We start from the raw sequence: 19,585 nt of genomic DNA, 5'->3' as shown, positions 1-19,585 counted from the left end.
TCGTGACATGACCAAACAATCTAGCTGTCGTGCATGAACCAAAGCTATACCAAGGGTTGTTTAAAAAAAAGGACACTAAAAAAAAACCTCACCATTTCTGATGAGGTTTTGCATTTTAATAATTTGACATTCAATTATTTGAATATTTCCAAGTCGGAACCCTCAATCCAAGTTTTGTGTTCGTCTCCGTAATATAGATACACAGTGCTGGCAGGAGCTTTGTAGGTTCCTGCAATATCAGCTTTTAGGTCTAGACGGATATTTTTGGTTTCAGAAGGCCCAAATTCTTTCCAGTAGAACACCAAATAATTGTCGAAGACCTCATAATAAGCAAATTTGTTCTGTTCCAATAACTCTTTTAATTGCCAAGGTTGAGCTGTTGTTCCAGAAGGAATGCCGATAATTGCCGTAGCCATTCCCAAACGTTCATTTCTGACATTCGAAACTTCAATTGACATACTTACATTGTCTCCAACTCGATGGTCTTTTTCGGTAATTGTAGTTTTCAGATTAAGTAAACATTCATTTGAAGAATCAGGAACGTAGTTATCCCATTTAACATTCAAGGTATAGGGAAATGATGTTTTAGGGTTGGTAAATCTAACACTGACATTTTGCTTTCCAGAGTTTAATAAATCAGAGATTCCATCAATCGTTATAACGCCAAGATTGTTCAATTTTAAGGCTCTATTCAAAGCGGTTCCATTAATCGACAATTCTACGGAATCACTGCTGTTGATAATGACTTGCTTTTGCTGTTTGGTATATTCAATCAAGGCTTTTAAGGCCATCGCAGTTGATTGTGTAGAACCAAAACGATTATGTTGTCTTTGAGCCACCAAGTATTCAATGCCTTGCGCTACGAGTGCTACATTTTCCGAGCCTTCTTTCATCAATGCCAAAAGCGACAATGCATTGGTCTCAATGTTTTTAGCATTTCCATAAGACCTGGTAATAGTATTTTCAACTGGCAAATCTTTAAAGCCATAACGTTCTATATTCGCCTTGATTTTTTGAAGGAGAAGTGTTGCCTTTTGTTGTTTGTTGAGATTGTAACTTGCCAATGTCATAAGTGCCATTATGTAGGTGTCGTTGCTGTTAATGGCGTCGTTATAGGCAGTGTTGAATTCCAAATCGATGTCAATCTTTAGTTTTGCCTCACTTAATGCGTAAACAATGTAAGCATTCGCAACATCTACAGGAGAGCTGGCAAAACTGTCATATCCCTTTTCGCTTTTTTTGAAGCCACCTTTACCATCCTTTCTACTCAACAACCATTTGACTGTTCGGTCTATCATCTCTTGGTCCACACCACTGTAAATCTCTTTCATTTCAGTGAACTCCAAAATGCCGTAAGCGGTCAAAGTTTCGTGTGGTGGTGTATGTCCGAACCATTCAAAACCGCCTTCACGTGTTTCAAAACCTATCAATCTGTTGTAGCCTTGTTTGATAAAGTTCATAGCCTTGCGTTCAATTTCAGGATTGTTTTTTCCTGATTCTTTCAAATATTTCAAAACCAAAATATTTGGATAAGTTGTTGAAGATGTTTGCTCAAAACATCCATAAGGCTGACTTATTAGGGATTCAATTCCGTTCATAACGTCTCCGACAACATCGGTATAGATATTAAAACTAGTTTCAATGCTTCCTTTAACAGGATTATTGATTTCGAAATTGTAGAATTTCGATTCTGAACCAGAAAGAGACATTTGCGTTGGAAAATAGGGACTTAAAATAGTCACCTCTTTTTTGACAACATCTGAATAATCTTTAGATTGAAGACTCATCGATATTATCGCATTTTCGGTTTTTTCAATGGGAATGACTTTCACCGTTTTTAATAAAGTGCTGTTTGGAGCAATTTTTATAGTTGAATCGAGAGTTTCAGCAAGTTTCAGATGCTTTGGAAGCTCGATGGACAATTCGGCATTTATGTTTGAATCTGTTTCATTCGAAATGGTTACTGGCAATAGCACAACATCGTTGAGTGCCATATAATTCGGCGCTTTAAAGTCAAGATTCAACAGTTTTTTTGTCGCATAAGTTTCTTCCTGCCTGCCAACCAAACCGTTGTATCCAACACCTTCAGCAGTAATTTTAAATGAGGTTATGGCATCCGAATTATAAAATTCCAACTCTGCTTTGCCTTGCTCATCAGTTTGCACAACAGGATTCCAATAAATGGTCTGGCGAAAATCAGTTCGCTCTTCGGGCAAGTTTGAACCATCATATTGTGGAACATAAAACTTTTGCGCTGTGTAAGTGTTTATTTGTCTGTAGTAAGAGAATTGATGAACAGCGTAATTATTGTATTTTGCCTTGTTCAATATTTTTTTTCCGTAATTATAGATGTATGGAGCGTTTTTTGTGCTTACAATGATAACGCCATTTGAAGCCATACATCCATAAAGTGAAGTAGCGGCGGCATCCTTTAAAATCGATACAGAATTCACTTGACTGGCATCAAGGTCTGAAAGCATTTTTTGGTCAACTGGAACACCATCAACAACTATCAGTGGCTCATTGTTACCAGAAATTGAAGATACTCCACGTATGACTACAGTCGCATCAGTTCCAGGCCTTCCATTGTTTTGCGTCACTTGGACGCCAGCAACCATACCTTGAAGTGTATTTGGAATGGACTTTCCTTGTTGCATTATCTCTTCTGCAGTTACAACGCTAACGGCACCAGTAAGATTTGATTTTTTTTGAATACCATAACCTACCACGACTACCTCATCAAGTGCCGAAGCGTCTTCTGTCAAAGCAACAGATGCTACCGCCTTTTGTTTGATGGGCTGATTTACGGGAATTTCCATTTTAGAGAATTCTTTCACCTTCTCGTTGTTCGGTTTTGAAATCGCTGTACTAGCGGGAGAATATCGACCTTTAAGCACGTCGGTTGGCCTAATGCTTAACGAAGTTCCATCATCCCTGTAAGCCATAAGTATCAAGTTGTTATCATCAGAAAATTTAAAAGAGAATGTGCCATCATCTTTTGTGTCAAAGACCAATACTTTGTTGCCATATTGGTCAAAAAGAAGCAAATGTGCCTTGGTTGGATTACCTTTTTTATCGAAAACAACACCGTTTTGAACAGAATATCTTTCAGGTAAGAATTCTGCGATATCCAAAGTAATTTCTGGGCTGGAAACATACGTTCTCCAGCCGTGGGTCAACATTAAATAATCAATGGCAGTGATTGATTTTGGTTCTTTCGGATTGAGGTAAAAACTTGGCTTGTAAATGGAGCCCTTTAACTCTGAAGAAAGCAATAAATACGATAGAATATGGTCTTGTTTATCGTCTGCAAAAGACAGTAATTTATTATCCGCAACCGAAATAGATAGGTTTGATGGAATTGGGTTATTGTTTTCATCAGTAGTTGTAATTGAAAGTTTCACCTTCTCTCGGGTATTGTAAACTTCCTTATCTGATTGAATTTTAACTTTTAAAGTTTTGTTTGCATTCAAGAAAGCCAATCGTTCGGCCACAATAGCTCCTTGTTTGTTTTTCAAAGTGAATTTGGTGATGCCCATCGGAAATGCTTCCGTCTCCAAAACAACATCTTTCATCGGCTTTATGGACTTCTCCAAAAGAACTTTTGATGCATTCGATACCTCAAGAAATAAGCGTTCGTTATCGGTGGAAAATATAGATAACTTGGTTTTAAGGCTATCAGTATTCAAAGAAAATCTTGTGCCTGATGTTTGAACTGTTGGAAGTTTGATATTGCGTTCAGAACGAAATGGCTGCAAAATCCTGGCGTAATAGGTGGTGTTAGGTTGAATATTGATTTCAAAACTTCCCATTCCATCGTGAAAACTATCAAATGTGCTGACCACATTCATCTGTTCATCAAGTATCTGTCCGCTGACATCAACAGGTTTTGCAAATTCGCTCAATGCCTTAAAAGCGACAGTGTTTATAGTACCTGCAACAAGGTTTCCACTTTCTGGGAAAAATTGCAAATCAATGGTATCCAAAACCACAGGAACAGCTCTAGAAATGGATTCTGTGGTGCCTTGATAAGGAATTAGAATATTTAGCACCACGTCAGATGACTGTAAATCATCAGGCAATCGGAAACTTGGGTTTGCCTTGCCTTCATCGTCAGTGCGAAAGCTTTTTGTTAGAAATGGTTTGCCTTTAATGCTTACTTCAAAAGTCATTTCTTTATCAGCCAAAGGAAAATTCTTTAGGTCTTTAACTTCAAAATTCGCCACAACATCTGACGCTTTCCCGTAGCCTTCCTTTTCAAATTTCAATGTCATTAACAGATTGGGTTGCACCACTTTTTGAACAGTAATTTTCTTTGTGAAAAAAGACTCCTCACCATAATTCCGCATCCAGTTGGTGTAAACTTTAAGTGTGTAAATGCCTCCTACCCAATCTTCATCAATATAAAAATCGCCATAAGAATAGCCTTCTTTGATGGACAGATTTAAGGAAGAAACGACAGAGCCTTTTGGAGAAATAAGTTCGGCGTGCATAATGTCACTCAAATTAGAAACCGTGTTGTCTTGCTCAACAACATATGATTTAAACCAGATGGTTTCTCCAGGAAAGTAGAAAGGTCTGTCAGTCTGCGTATAGATGCTTTCTGAAGGCGTATTAAACCCGTTCATTATCTTGAATGAAACAAGAGAAATGAGCACAAAACTTCCTATTAATATAAGCGAAAGGTAATGTTTGAATGTTTTCATAATTATATTTTTAATGTGATGGTTAATCCGATTTCCGTCGCCATAGGCGCATTGAAAAAATTCAATCCTTGCCCAGAATGGGAATCATATAAACTGCTGTAGGGCGAAGCACCTCTGAATTGTGAAACTGTAAAAAGATTGTGAGCATACATCCCAACATCAAATTGTCTAAAGAAGCCTTTTGGATTTGTGCCTACAAAACTGTAAGAAACATCAATGGTTTTTAAGTTGAGGTAACTGGCATCTTCTATAGCGTCTTCAGCAACGCCATCAAATCCGTATTTAACAAAACGATTCGACTCCATTCCGTTTGAAGGATTATAAAAATCAACGGAAGTTGTATTTGTGTCACCTTGTTGATTAACGCCTTGAAACACAAAATTGGTAATGGTTCTTTGTTCTGCTGACTGTTGGGAAGTTCCAAAATAATTGAGCACGTTTTGAGTGCCATTCCAGACATCGCCACCATTTTGGTAATCCAATACAAAATTTAGTTTGAATCGTTTCCATTTAAGCTGATTTGAAAATCCAAAAGTGAAATTGGGCGTTGGGTCACCAATGATTTGCTGCTCATTGGAAACAATAGGAAAGCCAGTTTCATCAATAATCATATTGTTTTGTGCATCTCTTGCATAAGATGAACCCATAATAATTCCTGCCGGTTGCCCAACTATGAGATTCTTTGAAATGGTTGCAAATCCTGCAATGGCGACTCTTTCTTCTGGAACAAGAAGCTTCAGAACTTTGGTTCTATTGGTGGCAAAAACAATTTTTGAGGATATTTGAAATTCATTTGATGTGTAAAATGAATTTTCTAAACTCATCTCAAAACCACGATTTCTGATGTTAGCAACATTTTCCAATGAAAATTGCTCTCCATTGTTTATAGGGAAAACGCTCCCTTTGGTTTCGGTTTCAAAATAGTTGGCATCAAACTCAAAATATGTATCAAACAGCCTGAATCCGATGGACGCACCAATGGAGTAACTTTGTTTTTTCTCGAGTTGCAAAGCATCCGACAGAAAAAGGTCATTGTTGGCTGTATAAGTCAAACTTTGTGAAGGTGTTAATAGAAGACTGTTATGGCTTTGGTTGGTATAGAACAGCGGCATATCATTGATGTCAAATGATGTTGATGTGGTGAGATTGAAATGGTTGATATCATACATATTGAAAATATCATCCAAATTCAAGCGTAACTGAATGCTCGGTAGAAACCACTCATTTTTTTGTAGCGAAGACAGATAACTGTTATTGCCAAAGGTGATTTCAGAATTGACATCATTCCATTCAAAACTGAATTGATTCAACAGTCGAAAGGTATTTCGATTCATTTGATGCGAAACGGAAGTACTGTTTTCTGGTGATGAAAAACTGAAATCTTCAAAACCAGATGATTCTTTCAAGCGATATCTTAAGTCTTCAAAGGTGTAATTGACTATTGAATTGATTTTTAGTTCGTAATCATTCTTGCGGTTTTCAAAGTCAAATTTTATTAGACCATTTAAATTGTTTTTTTGAATATCCTTCTCGCTCAAATAGCCATCTTCAAAGCCAACGGTTTGAGTTACCAATCCAAAGTGTTGCTCATTTTTTGAATGATTATAATTAAGATTGCTTTCTAAATTGAAATCTCCTAAATCTATCTTATTTTGAACACTTCCGATAAGGTAATCATAACTTTCAGAATTACGATTGTTTTCCAAAAGCCATCGAGGATTGTTATAATTGTTAGGGCTAAAGCTACGTTGGGAACCATTGTCCAAAACCGCGCCTTGGCTGTTTTCAAAACTAGGTGGCGTAATCCACGTGTTGAGTAAAACATTGTTTTGAAAGCCATTGATGTTCGGTTGATTATCAGTTTTATTTGAATATTTTAAAAATGCATCCCACTCTAACTTACTTGTTTGGTAGTCTTTGTTATTAAAGTTGAGAGTGATATCATTTGACTTGCTGCGCTCCCTTCCAAAAACATCTTCATTGGTTTTGTGAGATATATTCAGGCCAACGAGCAGATTGTCCGTAGAGACATTAAAAAACATAGTATTGAATGTTTTTAAAGACGTTTCGAGAATGTTGTTGTCAAAAGTATAAGCACTATCGTCAAATTCTAGCGAAGCTATTTTTGGACCATATGAAAAAACGTTCCCTGTTTCAGGTCCGAGGAATGTCAATTCTCCGTTTTGAGAGGCCCCTTGACTGAATGTAGATTGTAATTTTGGTAGATTTGAGTTTTTTATGAATTGTAACGCAGTAGTAGATATATACCCAACCTCATAATGTAGGTCGCGATTGAAATAGTCCAAAACCACTTCATTCGGTTTTACTTTAATCGATTTAATCCGGTTATATTCAAAATAATTTTTTTTGTTGTAAGTGCGTTCAGAACCTTCCATAGTTGGGATGAAATGAAGCGTATCCTTGTATGTTTTCAAAGCTTTTTTGTAGGCATCATTTTGGATAGGCTCTACTGCATTTTTTTGAACCGAAAAATTGTTCGATATCTCACTGAACATATTTTTGGTCACCTTAACTTCTTTGTTTTGCATACCTACAAAGCTGAATACCAGAACATCACCTACTTGACATTTTATGCTGTAAAAACCATCAAAATCTGTTTGCGTGCCTTTGGTTGTACCTTTAATGATGACATTGACACCAGGAAGCGGGAATCCGTCTGTGTCTGAATTTAAAACTCCTGAAACGATTCCCTCTTGACAAAAAGCATATGTAGAAGTGAGAGTGAGAAATATAAAAAAGATGGTTTTTGATAGTTGATGTCTCATAGTTGGATGTTTTATAAATCCAAACCTAGCCCAATCATCTTTTTTTTAAAACCAAGAATTAGTGAACTCATTATTTGAATGAGTAAACTGGTAAAAAAACAACCCCACCATTTCTGATGAGGTCTTAAATTTTAAACTCACAAATTTCTGCCAACTGCGACTGAACACTGTCAACTATCAACTATGCTTCCCTTTATCCCAACCATATTTACCTAAATACTGATTGCCGCTTTGTACAGCGCCTTCTTCTATTGAAGTTCCCATTGAGTCATTCCAACGGTTCAAATAACCAAAAAGCGAAATCACGCCTAACATTTCCACAATTTCGCCTTCATCCCAATGTTGGTACAAACGTTTTTTGATGTTGTCATCAACAGCATTCGGCACTTGACTGGCAGCCAAACTAAAATCAAGTGCAGCCCTTTCGGCTTCACTGAAAGAGGGATGGGTACGATAATCCCAAATATTGTCCAATTGTTCCTGTTCTGCACCATAACGCTCTGCGGCTCTAATGGCGTGCGCCTGGCAATAGCGACAACCCGCGGCATTGCTGCTGACCCACGCAATCATTCGCTTTAAAGCAGAAGTCACTCTACCTTCATTAGCCATCACGGCTTTATTAAGGTTGATAAACGCTTTGGAAATGGCAGACCTTCTTTGCATAGTCAGTACTGAATTTGGACAAAACCCGAGGGTTTCATTGAAGAATTCTGCTAGTTTTTTCGTCTCTAAATCGTGGTCTGCAGATAAAGGCTTTACTAAAGGCATAATGTTGTTTTTTAGTATGAAAGTATTTAAAGTGCCTAAAATTATAAGTGTACTAAAGTTTAAAAATACTTAAAAACGAATACTTTTAGATATATCTTTGTTTTTTATAAGAAACACTAACTTTAAATACTTAAGACACTTACAACTTAAAACTTATAATAATGGCACATAAAGTAGTCACGCATTGGAAAGGCAATTTGCAGTTTGAAGCGGACAATCCTAATGGAAAAACGGTATTAATGGATACGACTCCTGAACACGGCGGCCATAGCTCGGGATTGAGTCCAAAAGCGATGATGTTGGGTTCTTTGGCAGGTTGTTCGGGCCTGGATGTTATTATGATTCTTGATAAAATGAAAGTAAAGATTTCAGATTTCAGAATCGACACTTATGGTGAATTGACCGAAGACCATCCTAAATATTACCATACTGTTTCGGTGGAATATCATTTCTATGGAGAAGATTTACCGGAAGACAAAATTAAAAAAGCCGTTGATTTATCCATTGAAAAGTACTGCGGTGTTATGGAAATGTTCCGTCGATTTGCCACTGTGAAAACGTCTATCCATTATCACGATAATTAGTGTATAAAGTGAACTAAAGTTAGAAGTACTTAAAGTTTATAATCACAAAACTTTAAGTACTTTAGACACTTTTAACTTACAACTTTTCTATGCGTTGGACCATCAAACCCAAACCAGAAGCTTCCAAAATAAAGACCTTGTCAGAAGCGCTTCAGATCGAAGAATCAATAGCGAAATTATTGATTCAACGTGGTATCGAAACGTTTGATGAAGCCAAACAATTTTTTCGCCCAAGCCTTGATGATTTGTACGACCCATTCTTGATGAAAGATATGGACAAAGCAGTGGACAGAATTGAAAAAGCCATTGCAGAAGGTGAAAATATACTTGTTTTCGGCGATTATGATGTAGATGGTACAACATCTGTGGCTTTGATGTCTTCCTATTTAAAAACACGGACGGAAACAGTCGCTACCTACATTCCAGATAGATATGAAGAGGGTTACGGAGTTTCCTATATGGGAATTGACTTTGCACACGATAATGATTTCACGTTGATTGTTGCACTGGATTGTGGTATCAAAGCCGTAGAAAAAGTAGTGTATGCAAAAGAAAAAGGCATCGACTTCATCATCTGTGACCATCACAGGCCTGGAAACGAATTGCCAAAAGCTGTTGCAGTTTTGGACCCAAAGCGAGATGATTGCTCATATCCTTATGATGAACTCTGTGGTTGTGGAATTGGTTTTAAACTGATTCAGGCATTGGCAATCAATGAAGGCAAGTCTGTTGAAGATTTAGTGGAGTATCTAGATCTTGTGGCAACAGCAATTGGTGCAGATATAGTTCCTATTACAGGTGAAAACAGAACACTTGCCTATTTTGGACTGCAAATTATCAATCAACAGCCACGACCTGGCATCAAAGCTTTGATTGCCCAAGTGAAGAAAAAAGAATTGACCATTACAGACGTCGTGTTCATTATTGCTCCTCGTATCAACGCTGCTGGTCGAATGAAACATGGCAATCACGCTGTAACGCTTTTAACAGAAACTGATTTTAATTTGGCAATGCGCTATGCGATTGACATTGAGCAATTCAATTCTGATAGGAAAGAAGCTGACCAACAAATTACTCATGAAGCATTGCAACAAATAGAAACCTGCAAAGAACAAGAGCGTTTTACGTCGGTTGTTTATAACGAAACTTGGCATAAAGGCGTCATTGGTATTGTGGCTTCACGATTGACGGAAACTTATTATCGTCCAACATTGGTCTTTACCAAAAGTGGCGATAAATTGGCAGCTTCAGCTCGTTCAGTCAGTGGATTTGATGTCTATAATGCCATTGAAGCTTGTTCGCAATATATTGAACAGTTTGGCGGACATAAATATGCTGCAGGCTTGACTTTGAAGGAAGAAAACTATGAAGCCTTCAAGCAAGCGTTTGAGGATGAGGTTTCAAAAACTATCGATAGAACCTTGTTGACTCCCGAAATCAAAATCGATATGCAAATTGATTTGAAAGACATCACTCCAAAGTTTTATAGAATTCTGAAACAATTCGCGCCTTTCGGACCAGGAAATATGACACCTGTTTTTATGACCGAAAATTTAAGAGACACTGGTTACGGCAAATGTGTAGGCGAAGATGATAAGCATTTGCGCGTTACAGTTACGCAACCCGATGCCGATAAAATTGTTGCCATTGGTTTCAATCTCGGAGATAAATGTGATTTGATAACGGATAGAAAACGATTTAAAGCTGTCTATTCCATTGATGAAAATGAATGGCAAGGCACTGCGAGTTTGCAATTGAAGTTGAGGGATATCAAAGAATAATTCAAAAACAAACCTCCTTTTTCACTATTTGATAAAAATCTTTTTTCTCGAAGTTAATTTTTGTTAAAAACAACATAACATGAAAGCATATCCTATTTTTGCATCAGATTTTAAACTCACGATTTTGTGTTTAAAATGAGCTAACCATATGGAAAAACCCATCAAAAAAGACCCTTACGCAGCACTTCGCTTTAGGGAATTCAACATATTTTTATTAGTAAGGTTTGCACTCGTTTTTGCTTGGTCAATGCAATTCATTGTAATCGAGTGGGAAGTCTATTCGCTTACTAAAGACCCTTTGTCGTTAGGAGTTATCGGACTTATGGAAATCATTCCAGCATTGTCAATGTCACTATTTGCTGGCCACATTGCTGACCAACGTGAAAAACGAAATCTATTGGCCATCTGTATTGCTGCCTTCTCACTGATTAGTTTTGGTCTATTCTTGTTGACTTGGCCTGCGATTGTATCAGATTGGTCTACAAAAACCATTTTGTATTGTATTTATGCATTGGTGTTTTTTGGCGGATTCGTGCGTTCATTTTTTGGGCCGACAATCTTTTCTTTGGTGGCACTCATCGTTCCCAAAAAAGCGTATCCAAATGCAGCTACTTGGAGCAGTTCCACTTGGCAGATGGCTTCGGTTTTGGGTCCAGCCTTTGCTGGATTTTCCATCAATTGGATAGGTGTACACTGGACGCTGTGTTTTATCTTCGGATTGGTGATGTTTTCGTTGATGGTTCTATTTAGAATAAAGAAAAAGCCAGTTCTGAATCCGAAAATTGGCGAACCGATTATGGATAGCCTTAAAGAAGGATTGAATTATGTGTTCAAAACAAAAGCTATTTTAGGAGCCATTACGTTGGATATGGTTGCAGTTCTTTTTGGTGGAGCAGTAGCCTTGTTGCCAGTTTTTGCACAAGATATTTTAAAAGTGGGACCCGAAGGATTTGGTGTGTTGAGAGCAGCGCCCGCAGTCGGAACTTTTTTAATGCTCATCCTCACCGCTTACATTCCAATCAGTAAAAACGCTGGTATGAAATTGTTGGCAGCCGTTTTTGGTTTTGGCGTTTCAATCATCGTCTTTGGACTTTCGAACATTTTCTGGATTTCTGTATTGGCACTGTTCTTTAGTGGATTGACAGATGGAGTTTCTGTAGTAGTAAGGCAAACCATCTTACAGTTGAAAACTCCAGACCATATGCGAGGTCGTGTTTCTTCGGTAAATTCGATGTTCGTTGGGTCGTCAAATGAATTGGGAGCGTTTGAAAGCGGATTGACAGCCAAATTAATGGGAACAGTTACAGCCGTTGTTTTTGGAGGTTCAATGACATTGCTTACGGTCATCACAACGGGAATCGTATCTCCTTCGTTCAGAAAACTAGATTTGAGAAAGGATATGGAAGAAAACGAGAAGGAAGACTAATAGGTTTTCAACTCAAAAGTTGCTCCATCAAAAACGCCGTACGTATAGTAGCCTATCCAGTCGCCAAGGTTGAAATAGGTTGAAGTGTCATTCAATTTGATTTCCAAAGGCAAATGACGATGCCCAAACACAAAATAATCGCGATGTTTTTCCTGAAGCTTTTTTCTTGAATATTGTACCAACCATTCGTTGTCTTCTCCCAAAAACTTGGCATCCTCATCACCAGAAATCAATTTGTTTTTGACACTCATATATTGCGCCAGTTTCACACCCAAATCAGGATGTAACCATCGAAAAAACCATCTTGAAAACGGGTTGGTAAATACTTTTTTCATCCGTTTGTAACCTTTATCGCCAGGTCCTAAACCGTCACCGTGGCCTATAAAAAAGGTTTTGTCATTAAATGTGAATTCTTTCGGTGAATGATAAACAGGGATATTGAGTTCTTCCTCAAAATACCCGTGCATCCACAGGTCGTGATTACCAACAAAATAATACACAGGAATTCCCGAATCAGTGATTTCGGCCAACTTTCCCAAAGTTCTTGTAAAACCTTTTGGAACAACTGTTTTGTATTCAAACCAAAAATCAAATAAATCGCCAAGCAAAAATATGGCTGCAGCATCTTTTTTTACGTCATCCAACCAAGCCACGAACTTCTGCTCTCTGGGACGAGAGGCTTCCGTTGTTGGTGCGCCCAAATGATTGTCGGATGCGAAGTATATTTTTTTACCAGCTGGAATGTTCATAGAGTAAATATAACAAATTCCTGCGCAGGCAGGAATCTAATAAAAGGTTCTTTAATTTTCTATAAAGGAAAGCATAAAAACAATGTTTTTACTGCCAAATGCTGCTGAATAATGCCTACTGATTATCCGAAGCATACCATTCAGCAAAACTCGTTTCGGTTTCCTGAAGTTTTAAGGAATACAGTTGAATATTTTCAGGTAAATGTTTCTTGATTTTTTCAGCAAAATCAACCACCATCATTTCACTGGTAGGCTGATAATCAACCAATAACACATTGTGACCTCTCTGCTCCAATTCATTTGCCAGCTCTACGTGAGGCGTATTTTTGTTGAACACCGTGGCGTGGTCAAACACATCAACTATCTCGATTTTCACAATTTTCTTCAAATCACTGAAATCGATGACCATCCCATATTTTACGTTTGAAGTATCTGTAATTGGAGACCCAATAACAGTGACCGATAATTTATAACTGTGTCCGTGCACATTCTTGCATTTGCCATCATAGCCATACAGTGCGTGGCCAGTTTCAAACGAAAATTGTTTTGTGATACGAATGGTATTCATTGTAATGTCATTTTCAGTACAAAGATAATTGTTTTGTAAAAGCAATCAGTTTTTAGATTACATTTGCGCACTTTTATCCAAATTGAACTATGAATCAGCTTTTTGAAGAAATTGAATTTGTCGAGAATTTGCAATATGAGCAAATCATTGAAGACGTCATTTCGAAGAAATATTCCATTGTTGAGGACTTTTTTTCTGCGGAAGAAGTATTGGCTTTGAGAGCTTCATTGTTGGAAAAACACGAAGAAGATCGTTTCAAAAAAGCTGCCATTGGCAATTACACCAATGAAATCATCCTAAAATCGGTTAGAGGCGATATCATTTTATGGATTGATGAACTAAAATCCAATACTGCCGAAGCACTTTTCTTCAAGAAAATCAATAGCTTGGTGTCCTATTTAAACAAAACTTGCTTCTTGGGGATTTTGCACAAAGAATTTCATTATGCATTGTACCCAACGGGAACGTTTTACAAGCGCCACATTGATACGTTTCAGAATGATGACCGTAGGAAATTGTCTTTTGTGTGCTATTTGAACGAAGATGGTTGGTTGCCAGAAAATGGAGGTGAACTGGTTTTATATCTCGATGAAAATGGACAAGAAGTGGAAAAAGTAATTTATCCGTTTCCTGGTCGCGTCGTTATTTTTGAGAGTCAAATCATAGAGCACGAAGTAAAGCCTGTGAATACCGAGCGATTGAGTATCACAGGTTGGTTAAAAACCAGATAGTTATCTGTTTTTTCTTCGGTTGTAGAAATAGACAATAATAAGTACGACGGCAAGCAGGAGAAAAAGGCCGTTTCCGCTTAAAAATTCCAAGAGATTCATAGATATTCGACTAAATGTTCTGTCGCCAAAGTTAATCGTTTTGTGCACTTGGCAAAAACAGACTTCTAAATTTTAATATCAACGGAATTCCTCTGGCAATAATCCACGCCGTAAACGCAATAAAAACAGCATAAAGTTTTAAATCCAAGCTATCAAGCCAAAACAGGAGAGGCACAAACACCAAAAAGGTTGAAATCAAAAGCAAATTCCGCAGATATTTCATCATTCCCAAACCCTTGAACATTCCGTCAAAAATGAAAGCCAAAGCACAAAACGGTTGCATTGCCAAAACAATCCAAAAGATTGAATAGAACTGATTCAAAACTTCTGGGTCATTGGAGAAAATAGTTCCTAAAGGATAATACAGAATCGCTCCGACAACCGCCAAAATCATTCCCACTACTATGCCATATTTAATGAGTTTGTTACTCAATTTAATGAGCAAATCAGGCCGATTTGCTCCTAAAAGTTTCCCCGAAAGTATATTTCCTGCACTCGCGTAACCATCCACAATAAAAGCACCCAAAAACCAAAAGTTAATCGCAATGGTATATGCTGCAATGTACTGTTTTCCGTAGCTGGTCGAAAAGGCGTTGGCATAATACAGCGTGACATTCAACGCCAAAGTTCTTACAAAAAGATTCAGAATCATCAGAAGAAAACGCTCAATTTCCTTGTTGAATGGGAATGTGCCTTTCAAAGGAATTTCGGTCTTCTTCAATAAATAATAGGCTGAAAAAATTGCCATCAAAGCTTGAGCGATAAGACTCGAATAGGCAGCACCTTTGATATGCATTGGCGATATAAATCCATCGATGCCATAGACCAAAACAACATCTAGAACAACATTGGTAAAAGTACCAATCAATGCAATAATCATAGGATAATAGGTGTTCTGCAGGCCGCGGAACGCTCCAAAAACAGCAATAGTGAACAGCGTAAATGGAAATCCGAGCACGCGAATTCGGTAATAATCCACGCAATTCTCAAGTATCAATCCACTTGCATTGTAAAGTTTAAAAATGGCTTCAGCAAAAGGGAATGTGCCTAAAATAATCAAAACACTCAATGAAGTAATGATGAAAATTGCTTGAGATGGGAGCGTTTTTACATCCTCCAATTGATTAGCGCCAACATATTGCGAAACGATTGAAGAAATGGCACTTCTGGTCTGGCCCAAAACCCAAATCAGCATCGAGATAAAAGCGCCCACAATTCCCACTGCCGCCAAGGATTCTGTGGCATTTACATCCATATTTCCTACAATTGCCGTGTCTGTGATGGAAAGTATGGGTTCTGACACGCCAGAAATCAATGCAGGTATGGCAAGTTTGTTAATATGTTTAAAGCTTATGGTCGAATTCACAATACGTATTCATAGCAATAAAAAGGATGTTCGCTTTGTTTGGGAAAATAAATGGAACCCAATCGCTTGTAGCCACGAAGTTCGTAAAATTTTTGGTTTCGTTTGTTTTGTGAGAAAGTATCCAGCCTAATCGAACATTTCTTATCGGTTTTGGCCTTCGTTTCGGCGAAATCCATCATACGCTGCGCCAAGCCTTTTCCTTGAACATCTGGATGCACTGCAAGTCGATGAATGTAAAGATTGTCTTGAGTTGGTGTCAGCCATTCCACAGAACGATATTCCTCATCCATAAAAGTTGAAATGACAATACAGCCAACGATTTTTTCATCGATTTCTGCCACATATAGCTCTTGCCTGTCAATATCATTTTCGAAAGCTGATTGATTGGGATAATGCTCATTCCATTGAAAAATTTCATTTTCAATCATATGCTTTGAGCACGCTTGAGTGAGTTTCAAAACACTTGTAATATCAGAGTGTGTGGCAACACGAATCATTAATATTGTTTATTTTTGCGTTAATTTTAGGTAAATTTAGTTTTAATTTTTGACGATGAAGAATATTTTAGTTCCTGTTGGTTCATCAAAAAATGCGGTTAGCCATCTGCAATATGCGGTTGATTTTGCGAAGGAATTTGGTGCAAAGCTTTATGTTATTCAAATATTTAATGTGTATACAAAAGCTGGGACGATGATGAAAGTTGACCATATTCTTGAAAGAGAGAGCTTGGCGTTTCTAAAATCGCACGTGGCAAATGTAGATACCAAAGGTGTTGAGGTGATTGTAAAAACATTCAAGGGGAAATTGATTGATACATTGGAATTGGTTTGTCAAGCAGCAGATATCGATTTGATTTTGATTGAACCAAGAACAACTTCCATCAAAGACGAAGTCTTTTTGGGAGAAACTTCCGGAAAAATCATCAAAAGAACCAACATTCCTGCACTAATTGTTCCTGAAGGTTATACTTATAAACCTGTAAGCAGTGTTTTAATGGCTCTCAAATCGGCTATAGTTAAAAAGGATGCCGCCTTAACGCCGTTGAAAGAGATTCAAAATCATTTTAAAGCAAAAATCAATCTATTGTTGGTGAAAACACCTTTTCACAACGAAGGAGATTTTGATGTCAATAAGGAACTTGCATCGATGGTTGAAGATATTATTTATACCGACAATCCAACCACCTATCAAGGGGTTTTGGAGCATTATAAAACCAATGATCCAGATTTGCTGTGTGTTGTTCGCCGTAAGCGAGGATTTTTCACCAAGTTATGGGAGAATAATACCATTCTGAAGAAAGAATTTTACACTACATTACCTGTTTTGGTTTTGGGTGGACTTAAATAAATGTTGATTTGTTTCTGTGTTTTTTCACAAAAGGAATGTTAAATGTGATGATGTTTATTTTTTTATTACTTTCGTCAAAATTTTGGGGATGTAGCTCAGTTGGCTAGAGCGTTTGGCTGGCAGCCAAAAGGTCGTGGGTTCGAGCCCCATCTTCTCCACATTGAAGCAACCAATCGGTTGCTTTTTTTATTTCCAGCCCGAAAAACATCGACAAAAAGCACAAAAATCAGATTAAAAATCATTTTTTCTGAAAAATTTTACTTTCAATCAGTTTTTATTCGTATCCTTGTATGTTTTAGTCCCCCAAACTATGAAACAACTAACCGTAATAGCTTGCCTGTTTGGCCTATTTTTGCACGCCCAAACACCTACTTATAATCCCGAAAACAGCAAGGGAGAACTTTTTGAATATGCTGAATTTATCGACGTAGGCGATAAAGATTTGGAGTTAGAAGAACTCCAAAATAATCATTCATATCATTATCAGCCTCTTGAGTCAGACAATCACAGTGTTGGCTTTACTACTAGCAATTATTGGGTAAAATTCAAATTGGAAAATTCCAGTAATCGCGTAAAAACCTATTACCTTGAGACAGCGAGACCAATCACAGATGTGGCCGAATTGTATCAATTGAAACCGAACGGAAGTCAGTTTTTTGAAAGTGGTGACCAAATTCCCTTTGAAAATAGACAGGTAAAACATCGTTCAACAGTTTTTAAGGTAGATCTTGAAGAAGGCAGTGTAAACGAATTCTATCTACATTTTAGTAGTGATGGCGAAACCATTAATATGCCATTAAACCTTTATAGTGAAGCCGATTTTTGGCAAACTAACTATAAACAACAGCTATTTTTAGGGCTTTTTTATGGATTGCTCTTCCTTGCTGGAGTCATTTATCTGTTTTTTTATACAAGCTTAAAGGAAAAATCATTTCTCTATTATGGTTTATATGTGTTTTCCATCGCATTTATGCAAGCTGCGTTAGATGGACTGATTTTTCAATATATATTTCCGGGAGGAGGCTTTTTCAATGATAGGGCAGTGATGATAACTGCTTTGTTTTCAAATTTTTTTCTACTAAAATATTGTGAATACTTCTTACAGGTAAATGATAGGTTGCCATCATTTCAAAAGCTATTTAAGTCTGTATATGTCATTCTAATAGGATTGTTTGCGATGGTGTTCATCAATTCCAAAACTCTTGAGCTGGTTTATCCTATTGCAAACCTTAATGGATTGATTAGTTTAATTTTAATACTTACGGTGGTGTTTGTAATGCGTTTTAAACAAATGAGAATTGACGCTTATTTCTCGATAGGTATTTTCTTTTTGGTAATCGGTCTGCTTGGTTTTGTAATGAATAATTTGAGTTTGTTGCCAAACAATTTTTACACACTCAACAGTGCCAAATTTGGTTCAGGATTCGAGGTGATATTTCTATCTCTTTCGATGACCAATTTGATTCGAAAATTAAGACTGGAAAAGGAAAAATCTCAAGAAGAAGCCTTGCAAAAATCGTTGGAAATAAGTGAGCTGAAAACCTATTTTATGTCGAATATGAGCCACGAGTTGCGAACTCCTATTAACGCCATTATGGGAATTGCTGAAATCCAATTGGCAGAACAGACAACGGTTGAACAACGAAAGCAATTTGAAATTATAAAGAATGCCTCTTTAAGCTTGTTAAGCAACGTCAATGATATTTTGGATTTCGAAAAGATTGAGAAAAATGAACTTCAATTAAAAAATGAAGACTTCAATCCTTCAATTGCGCTGCATCAAATCAGCAATAATTGGAAAACAGAAGCTGAAAACAAAGGCTTGCGCTATGATTTTGAAATGGATTACGAAATCCCGACCATTGTTAATGGTGATTCGGAAAGATTCTTGCAAATTATAAATAATGTATTGGGTAATGCAGTAAAATTTACTGTTGAAGGAGGCGTGTCATTCAAATTAAGATGCAATTCACAGCCTGGTGATATCTGTCGTTTTTCATTTCAGGTCATAGACACAGGAATTGGAATGAGCAAGGAAGCTCAAAAAAATGTTTTCGATAGTTTTAATCAAATGAGGCTTAATCATAAACGACAGTTTGGAGGTATTGGGCTTGGCTTAACCATCGTGAAGCATTTGGTGGAGCTTTTTGAAGGCAAAATCAGTATTGAAAGTACCGAGGGGAAAGGCACAGAAGTCTATGTAGATTTGCCATTGAAAGTAGTTTCAAAAAGCAGTAGCAATGCAAACATCAACACTAAAATTTCAACAGAAGTAAAGCCTTTACACGTATTGGTGGTTGAGGATAATTTAATGAATCAAATGGTAATGAAGAAACTTTTGAACGGAATGACCAACGTGAGTTTTGCGGTCGTCAATAACGGTTCAGAAGCGCTTGAAGCTCTCAAGAAAGATGTTTATGATATGGTGTTGATGGATTTGCAGATGCCGATAATGGATGGTTATGAAGCGACAAAAATCATCCGCAGTGGAGAATTGGGCAAGACCATTATGGAAATTCCAATTATCGCCGTAACGGCCGATGCAATGCAAGAAACAAGACAGCGCGTTCTTGACCTTGGAATGAATGATTATATGACAAAACCGGTAAACAAGGATTTATTGTCAGAAAAAATGTATCAATGCAGCGATAGCTTACTGAAAATTGCTTAAATA

At 37.3% G+C, this 19,585-nt stretch carries 13 protein-coding genes and 1 tRNA gene; 7 read left to right on the top strand and 7 right to left on the bottom strand.

Annotation, left to right across the window (positions count from 1 at the left end):
• Positions 1-134 precede the first annotated feature (134 nt).
• The 3 genes from M0G43_RS02415 to M0G43_RS02405 all read right to left on the bottom strand — a co-directional run bounded on the left by M0G43_RS02415 (position 135) and on the right by M0G43_RS02405 (position 8,260).
• Positions 135-4,706 (bottom strand): TonB-dependent receptor plug domain-containing protein, encoded by a 4,572-nt coding sequence (locus M0G43_RS02415; protein WP_248023237.1) that lies wholly within the window; start codon positions 4,704-4,706, stop codon positions 135-137.
• A gap of 2 nt (positions 4,707-4,708) precedes the next feature.
• Complete coding sequence (locus M0G43_RS02410; RefSeq protein ID WP_248023236.1) at positions 4,709-7,492, bottom strand: carboxypeptidase-like regulatory domain-containing protein; 2,784 nt, start codon at positions 7,490-7,492, stop codon at positions 4,709-4,711.
• Positions 7,493-7,669: 177 nt separating this feature from the next.
• Positions 7,670-8,260: a carboxymuconolactone decarboxylase family protein gene (locus M0G43_RS02405; protein WP_248023234.1), complete on the bottom strand. Its 591-nt coding sequence runs from the start codon at positions 8,258-8,260 to the stop codon at positions 7,670-7,672.
• Positions 8,261-8,421: 161 nt separating this feature from the next.
• Here M0G43_RS02405 and M0G43_RS02400 point away from each other — a divergent pair, with 161 nt between their 5' ends.
• From M0G43_RS02400 to M0G43_RS02390, 3 genes are all read left to right on the top strand, one after another.
• Positions 8,422-8,844 carry an OsmC family protein gene (locus tag M0G43_RS02400; RefSeq protein WP_248023232.1) on the top strand — a complete coding sequence of 141 codons (423 nt, stop codon included), beginning with the start codon at positions 8,422-8,424 and terminating at the stop codon, positions 8,842-8,844.
• Between the two features lie 89 nt (positions 8,845-8,933).
• On the top strand, positions 8,934-10,625 hold the full coding sequence (gene recJ / locus M0G43_RS02395; RefSeq protein WP_248023230.1) for a single-stranded-DNA-specific exonuclease RecJ: 1,692 nt from the start codon (positions 8,934-8,936) through the stop codon (positions 10,623-10,625).
• A gap of 148 nt (positions 10,626-10,773) precedes the next feature.
• Positions 10,774-12,051, top strand: coding sequence for an MFS transporter (locus M0G43_RS02390; protein WP_248023228.1), 1,278 nt, complete (start codon positions 10,774-10,776; stop codon positions 12,049-12,051).
• On the opposite strand, the gene M0G43_RS02385 is transcribed toward M0G43_RS02390, so the two are convergent.
• Both M0G43_RS02385 and M0G43_RS02380 read right to left on the bottom strand, forming a co-directional pair.
• Positions 12,048-12,800, bottom strand: coding sequence for a UDP-2,3-diacylglucosamine diphosphatase (locus M0G43_RS02385; RefSeq protein ID WP_248023227.1), 753 nt, complete (start codon positions 12,798-12,800; stop codon positions 12,048-12,050). The genes M0G43_RS02390 and M0G43_RS02385 overlap by 4 nt on opposite strands.
• 115 nt (positions 12,801-12,915) lie before the next feature.
• Positions 12,916-13,368 (bottom strand): 6-pyruvoyl trahydropterin synthase family protein, encoded by a 453-nt coding sequence (locus M0G43_RS02380; protein WP_248023226.1) that lies wholly within the window; start codon positions 13,366-13,368, stop codon positions 12,916-12,918.
• 89 nt (positions 13,369-13,457) lie between these two features.
• Between M0G43_RS02380 and M0G43_RS02375 the strand changes: the two genes are divergently transcribed.
• Positions 13,458-14,099: a 2OG-Fe(II) oxygenase gene (locus M0G43_RS02375; RefSeq protein WP_248023225.1), complete on the top strand. Its 642-nt coding sequence runs from the start codon at positions 13,458-13,460 to the stop codon at positions 14,097-14,099.
• 130 nt (positions 14,100-14,229) lie between these two features.
• Here the strand turns inward: M0G43_RS02375 and M0G43_RS02370 are convergent, their stop codons facing one another.
• A complete protein-coding gene (locus M0G43_RS02370) occupies positions 14,230-15,564 on the bottom strand; it encodes an MATE family efflux transporter (RefSeq protein WP_248023224.1) in 1,335 nt (444 codons plus the stop codon).
• Complete coding sequence (locus M0G43_RS02365) at positions 15,561-16,061, bottom strand: GNAT family N-acetyltransferase (RefSeq protein ID WP_248023223.1); 501 nt, start codon at positions 16,059-16,061, stop codon at positions 15,561-15,563. Before M0G43_RS02365 ends, M0G43_RS02370 begins: the two co-directional genes overlap by 4 nt.
• Positions 16,062-16,116: 55 nt before the next feature.
• Here M0G43_RS02365 and M0G43_RS02360 point away from each other — a divergent pair, with 55 nt between their 5' ends.
• The 3 genes from M0G43_RS02360 to M0G43_RS02350 all read left to right on the top strand — a co-directional run bounded on the left by M0G43_RS02360 (position 16,117) and on the right by M0G43_RS02350 (position 19,582).
• A complete protein-coding gene (locus M0G43_RS02360) occupies positions 16,117-16,911 on the top strand; it encodes a universal stress protein (RefSeq protein WP_248023222.1) in 795 nt (264 codons plus the stop codon).
• Between the two features lie 84 nt (positions 16,912-16,995).
• Positions 16,996-17,069: transfer RNA gene (locus M0G43_RS02355), tRNA-Ala, on the top strand.
• A 152-nt stretch (positions 17,070-17,221) separates the two neighbouring features.
• Complete coding sequence (locus M0G43_RS02350) at positions 17,222-19,582, top strand: hybrid sensor histidine kinase/response regulator (protein ID WP_248023221.1); 2,361 nt, start codon at positions 17,222-17,224, stop codon at positions 19,580-19,582.
• The last annotated feature ends 3 nt before the right edge of the window (positions 19,583-19,585 follow it).

Origin of the sequence: Subsaxibacter sp. CAU 1640 (assembly GCF_023156585.1) — a bacterium.
GTDB lineage: Bacteria > Bacteroidota > Bacteroidia > Flavobacteriales > Flavobacteriaceae > JBPOFM01.
This window is presented reverse-complemented; position numbering and strand designations above follow the sequence as displayed.

Coding starts and splice junctions, on each gene's coding strand:
- M0G43_RS02415 (WP_248023237.1), bottom strand. CDS start 4,706: ATGAAAACATTCAAACATTACCTTTCGCTTATATTAATAGGAAGTTTT.
- M0G43_RS02410 (WP_248023236.1), bottom strand. CDS start 7,492: ATGAGACATCAACTATCAAAAACCATCTTTTTTATATTTCTCACTCTC.
- M0G43_RS02405 (WP_248023234.1), bottom strand. CDS start 8,260: ATGCCTTTAGTAAAGCCTTTATCTGCAGACCACGATTTAGAGACGAAA.
- M0G43_RS02400 (WP_248023232.1), top strand. CDS start 8,422: ATGGCACATAAAGTAGTCACGCATTGGAAAGGCAATTTGCAGTTTGAA.
- recJ (WP_248023230.1), top strand. CDS start 8,934: ATGCGTTGGACCATCAAACCCAAACCAGAAGCTTCCAAAATAAAGACC.
- M0G43_RS02390 (WP_248023228.1), top strand. CDS start 10,774: ATGGAAAAACCCATCAAAAAAGACCCTTACGCAGCACTTCGCTTTAGG.
- M0G43_RS02385 (WP_248023227.1), bottom strand. CDS start 12,800: ATGAACATTCCAGCTGGTAAAAAAATATACTTCGCATCCGACAATCAT.
- M0G43_RS02380 (WP_248023226.1), bottom strand. CDS start 13,368: ATGAATACCATTCGTATCACAAAACAATTTTCGTTTGAAACTGGCCAC.
- M0G43_RS02375 (WP_248023225.1), top strand. CDS start 13,458: ATGAATCAGCTTTTTGAAGAAATTGAATTTGTCGAGAATTTGCAATAT.
- M0G43_RS02365 (WP_248023223.1), bottom strand. CDS start 16,061: ATGATTCGTGTTGCCACACACTCTGATATTACAAGTGTTTTGAAACTC.
- M0G43_RS02360 (WP_248023222.1), top strand. CDS start 16,117: ATGAAGAATATTTTAGTTCCTGTTGGTTCATCAAAAAATGCGGTTAGC.
- M0G43_RS02350 (WP_248023221.1), top strand. CDS start 17,222: ATGAAACAACTAACCGTAATAGCTTGCCTGTTTGGCCTATTTTTGCAC.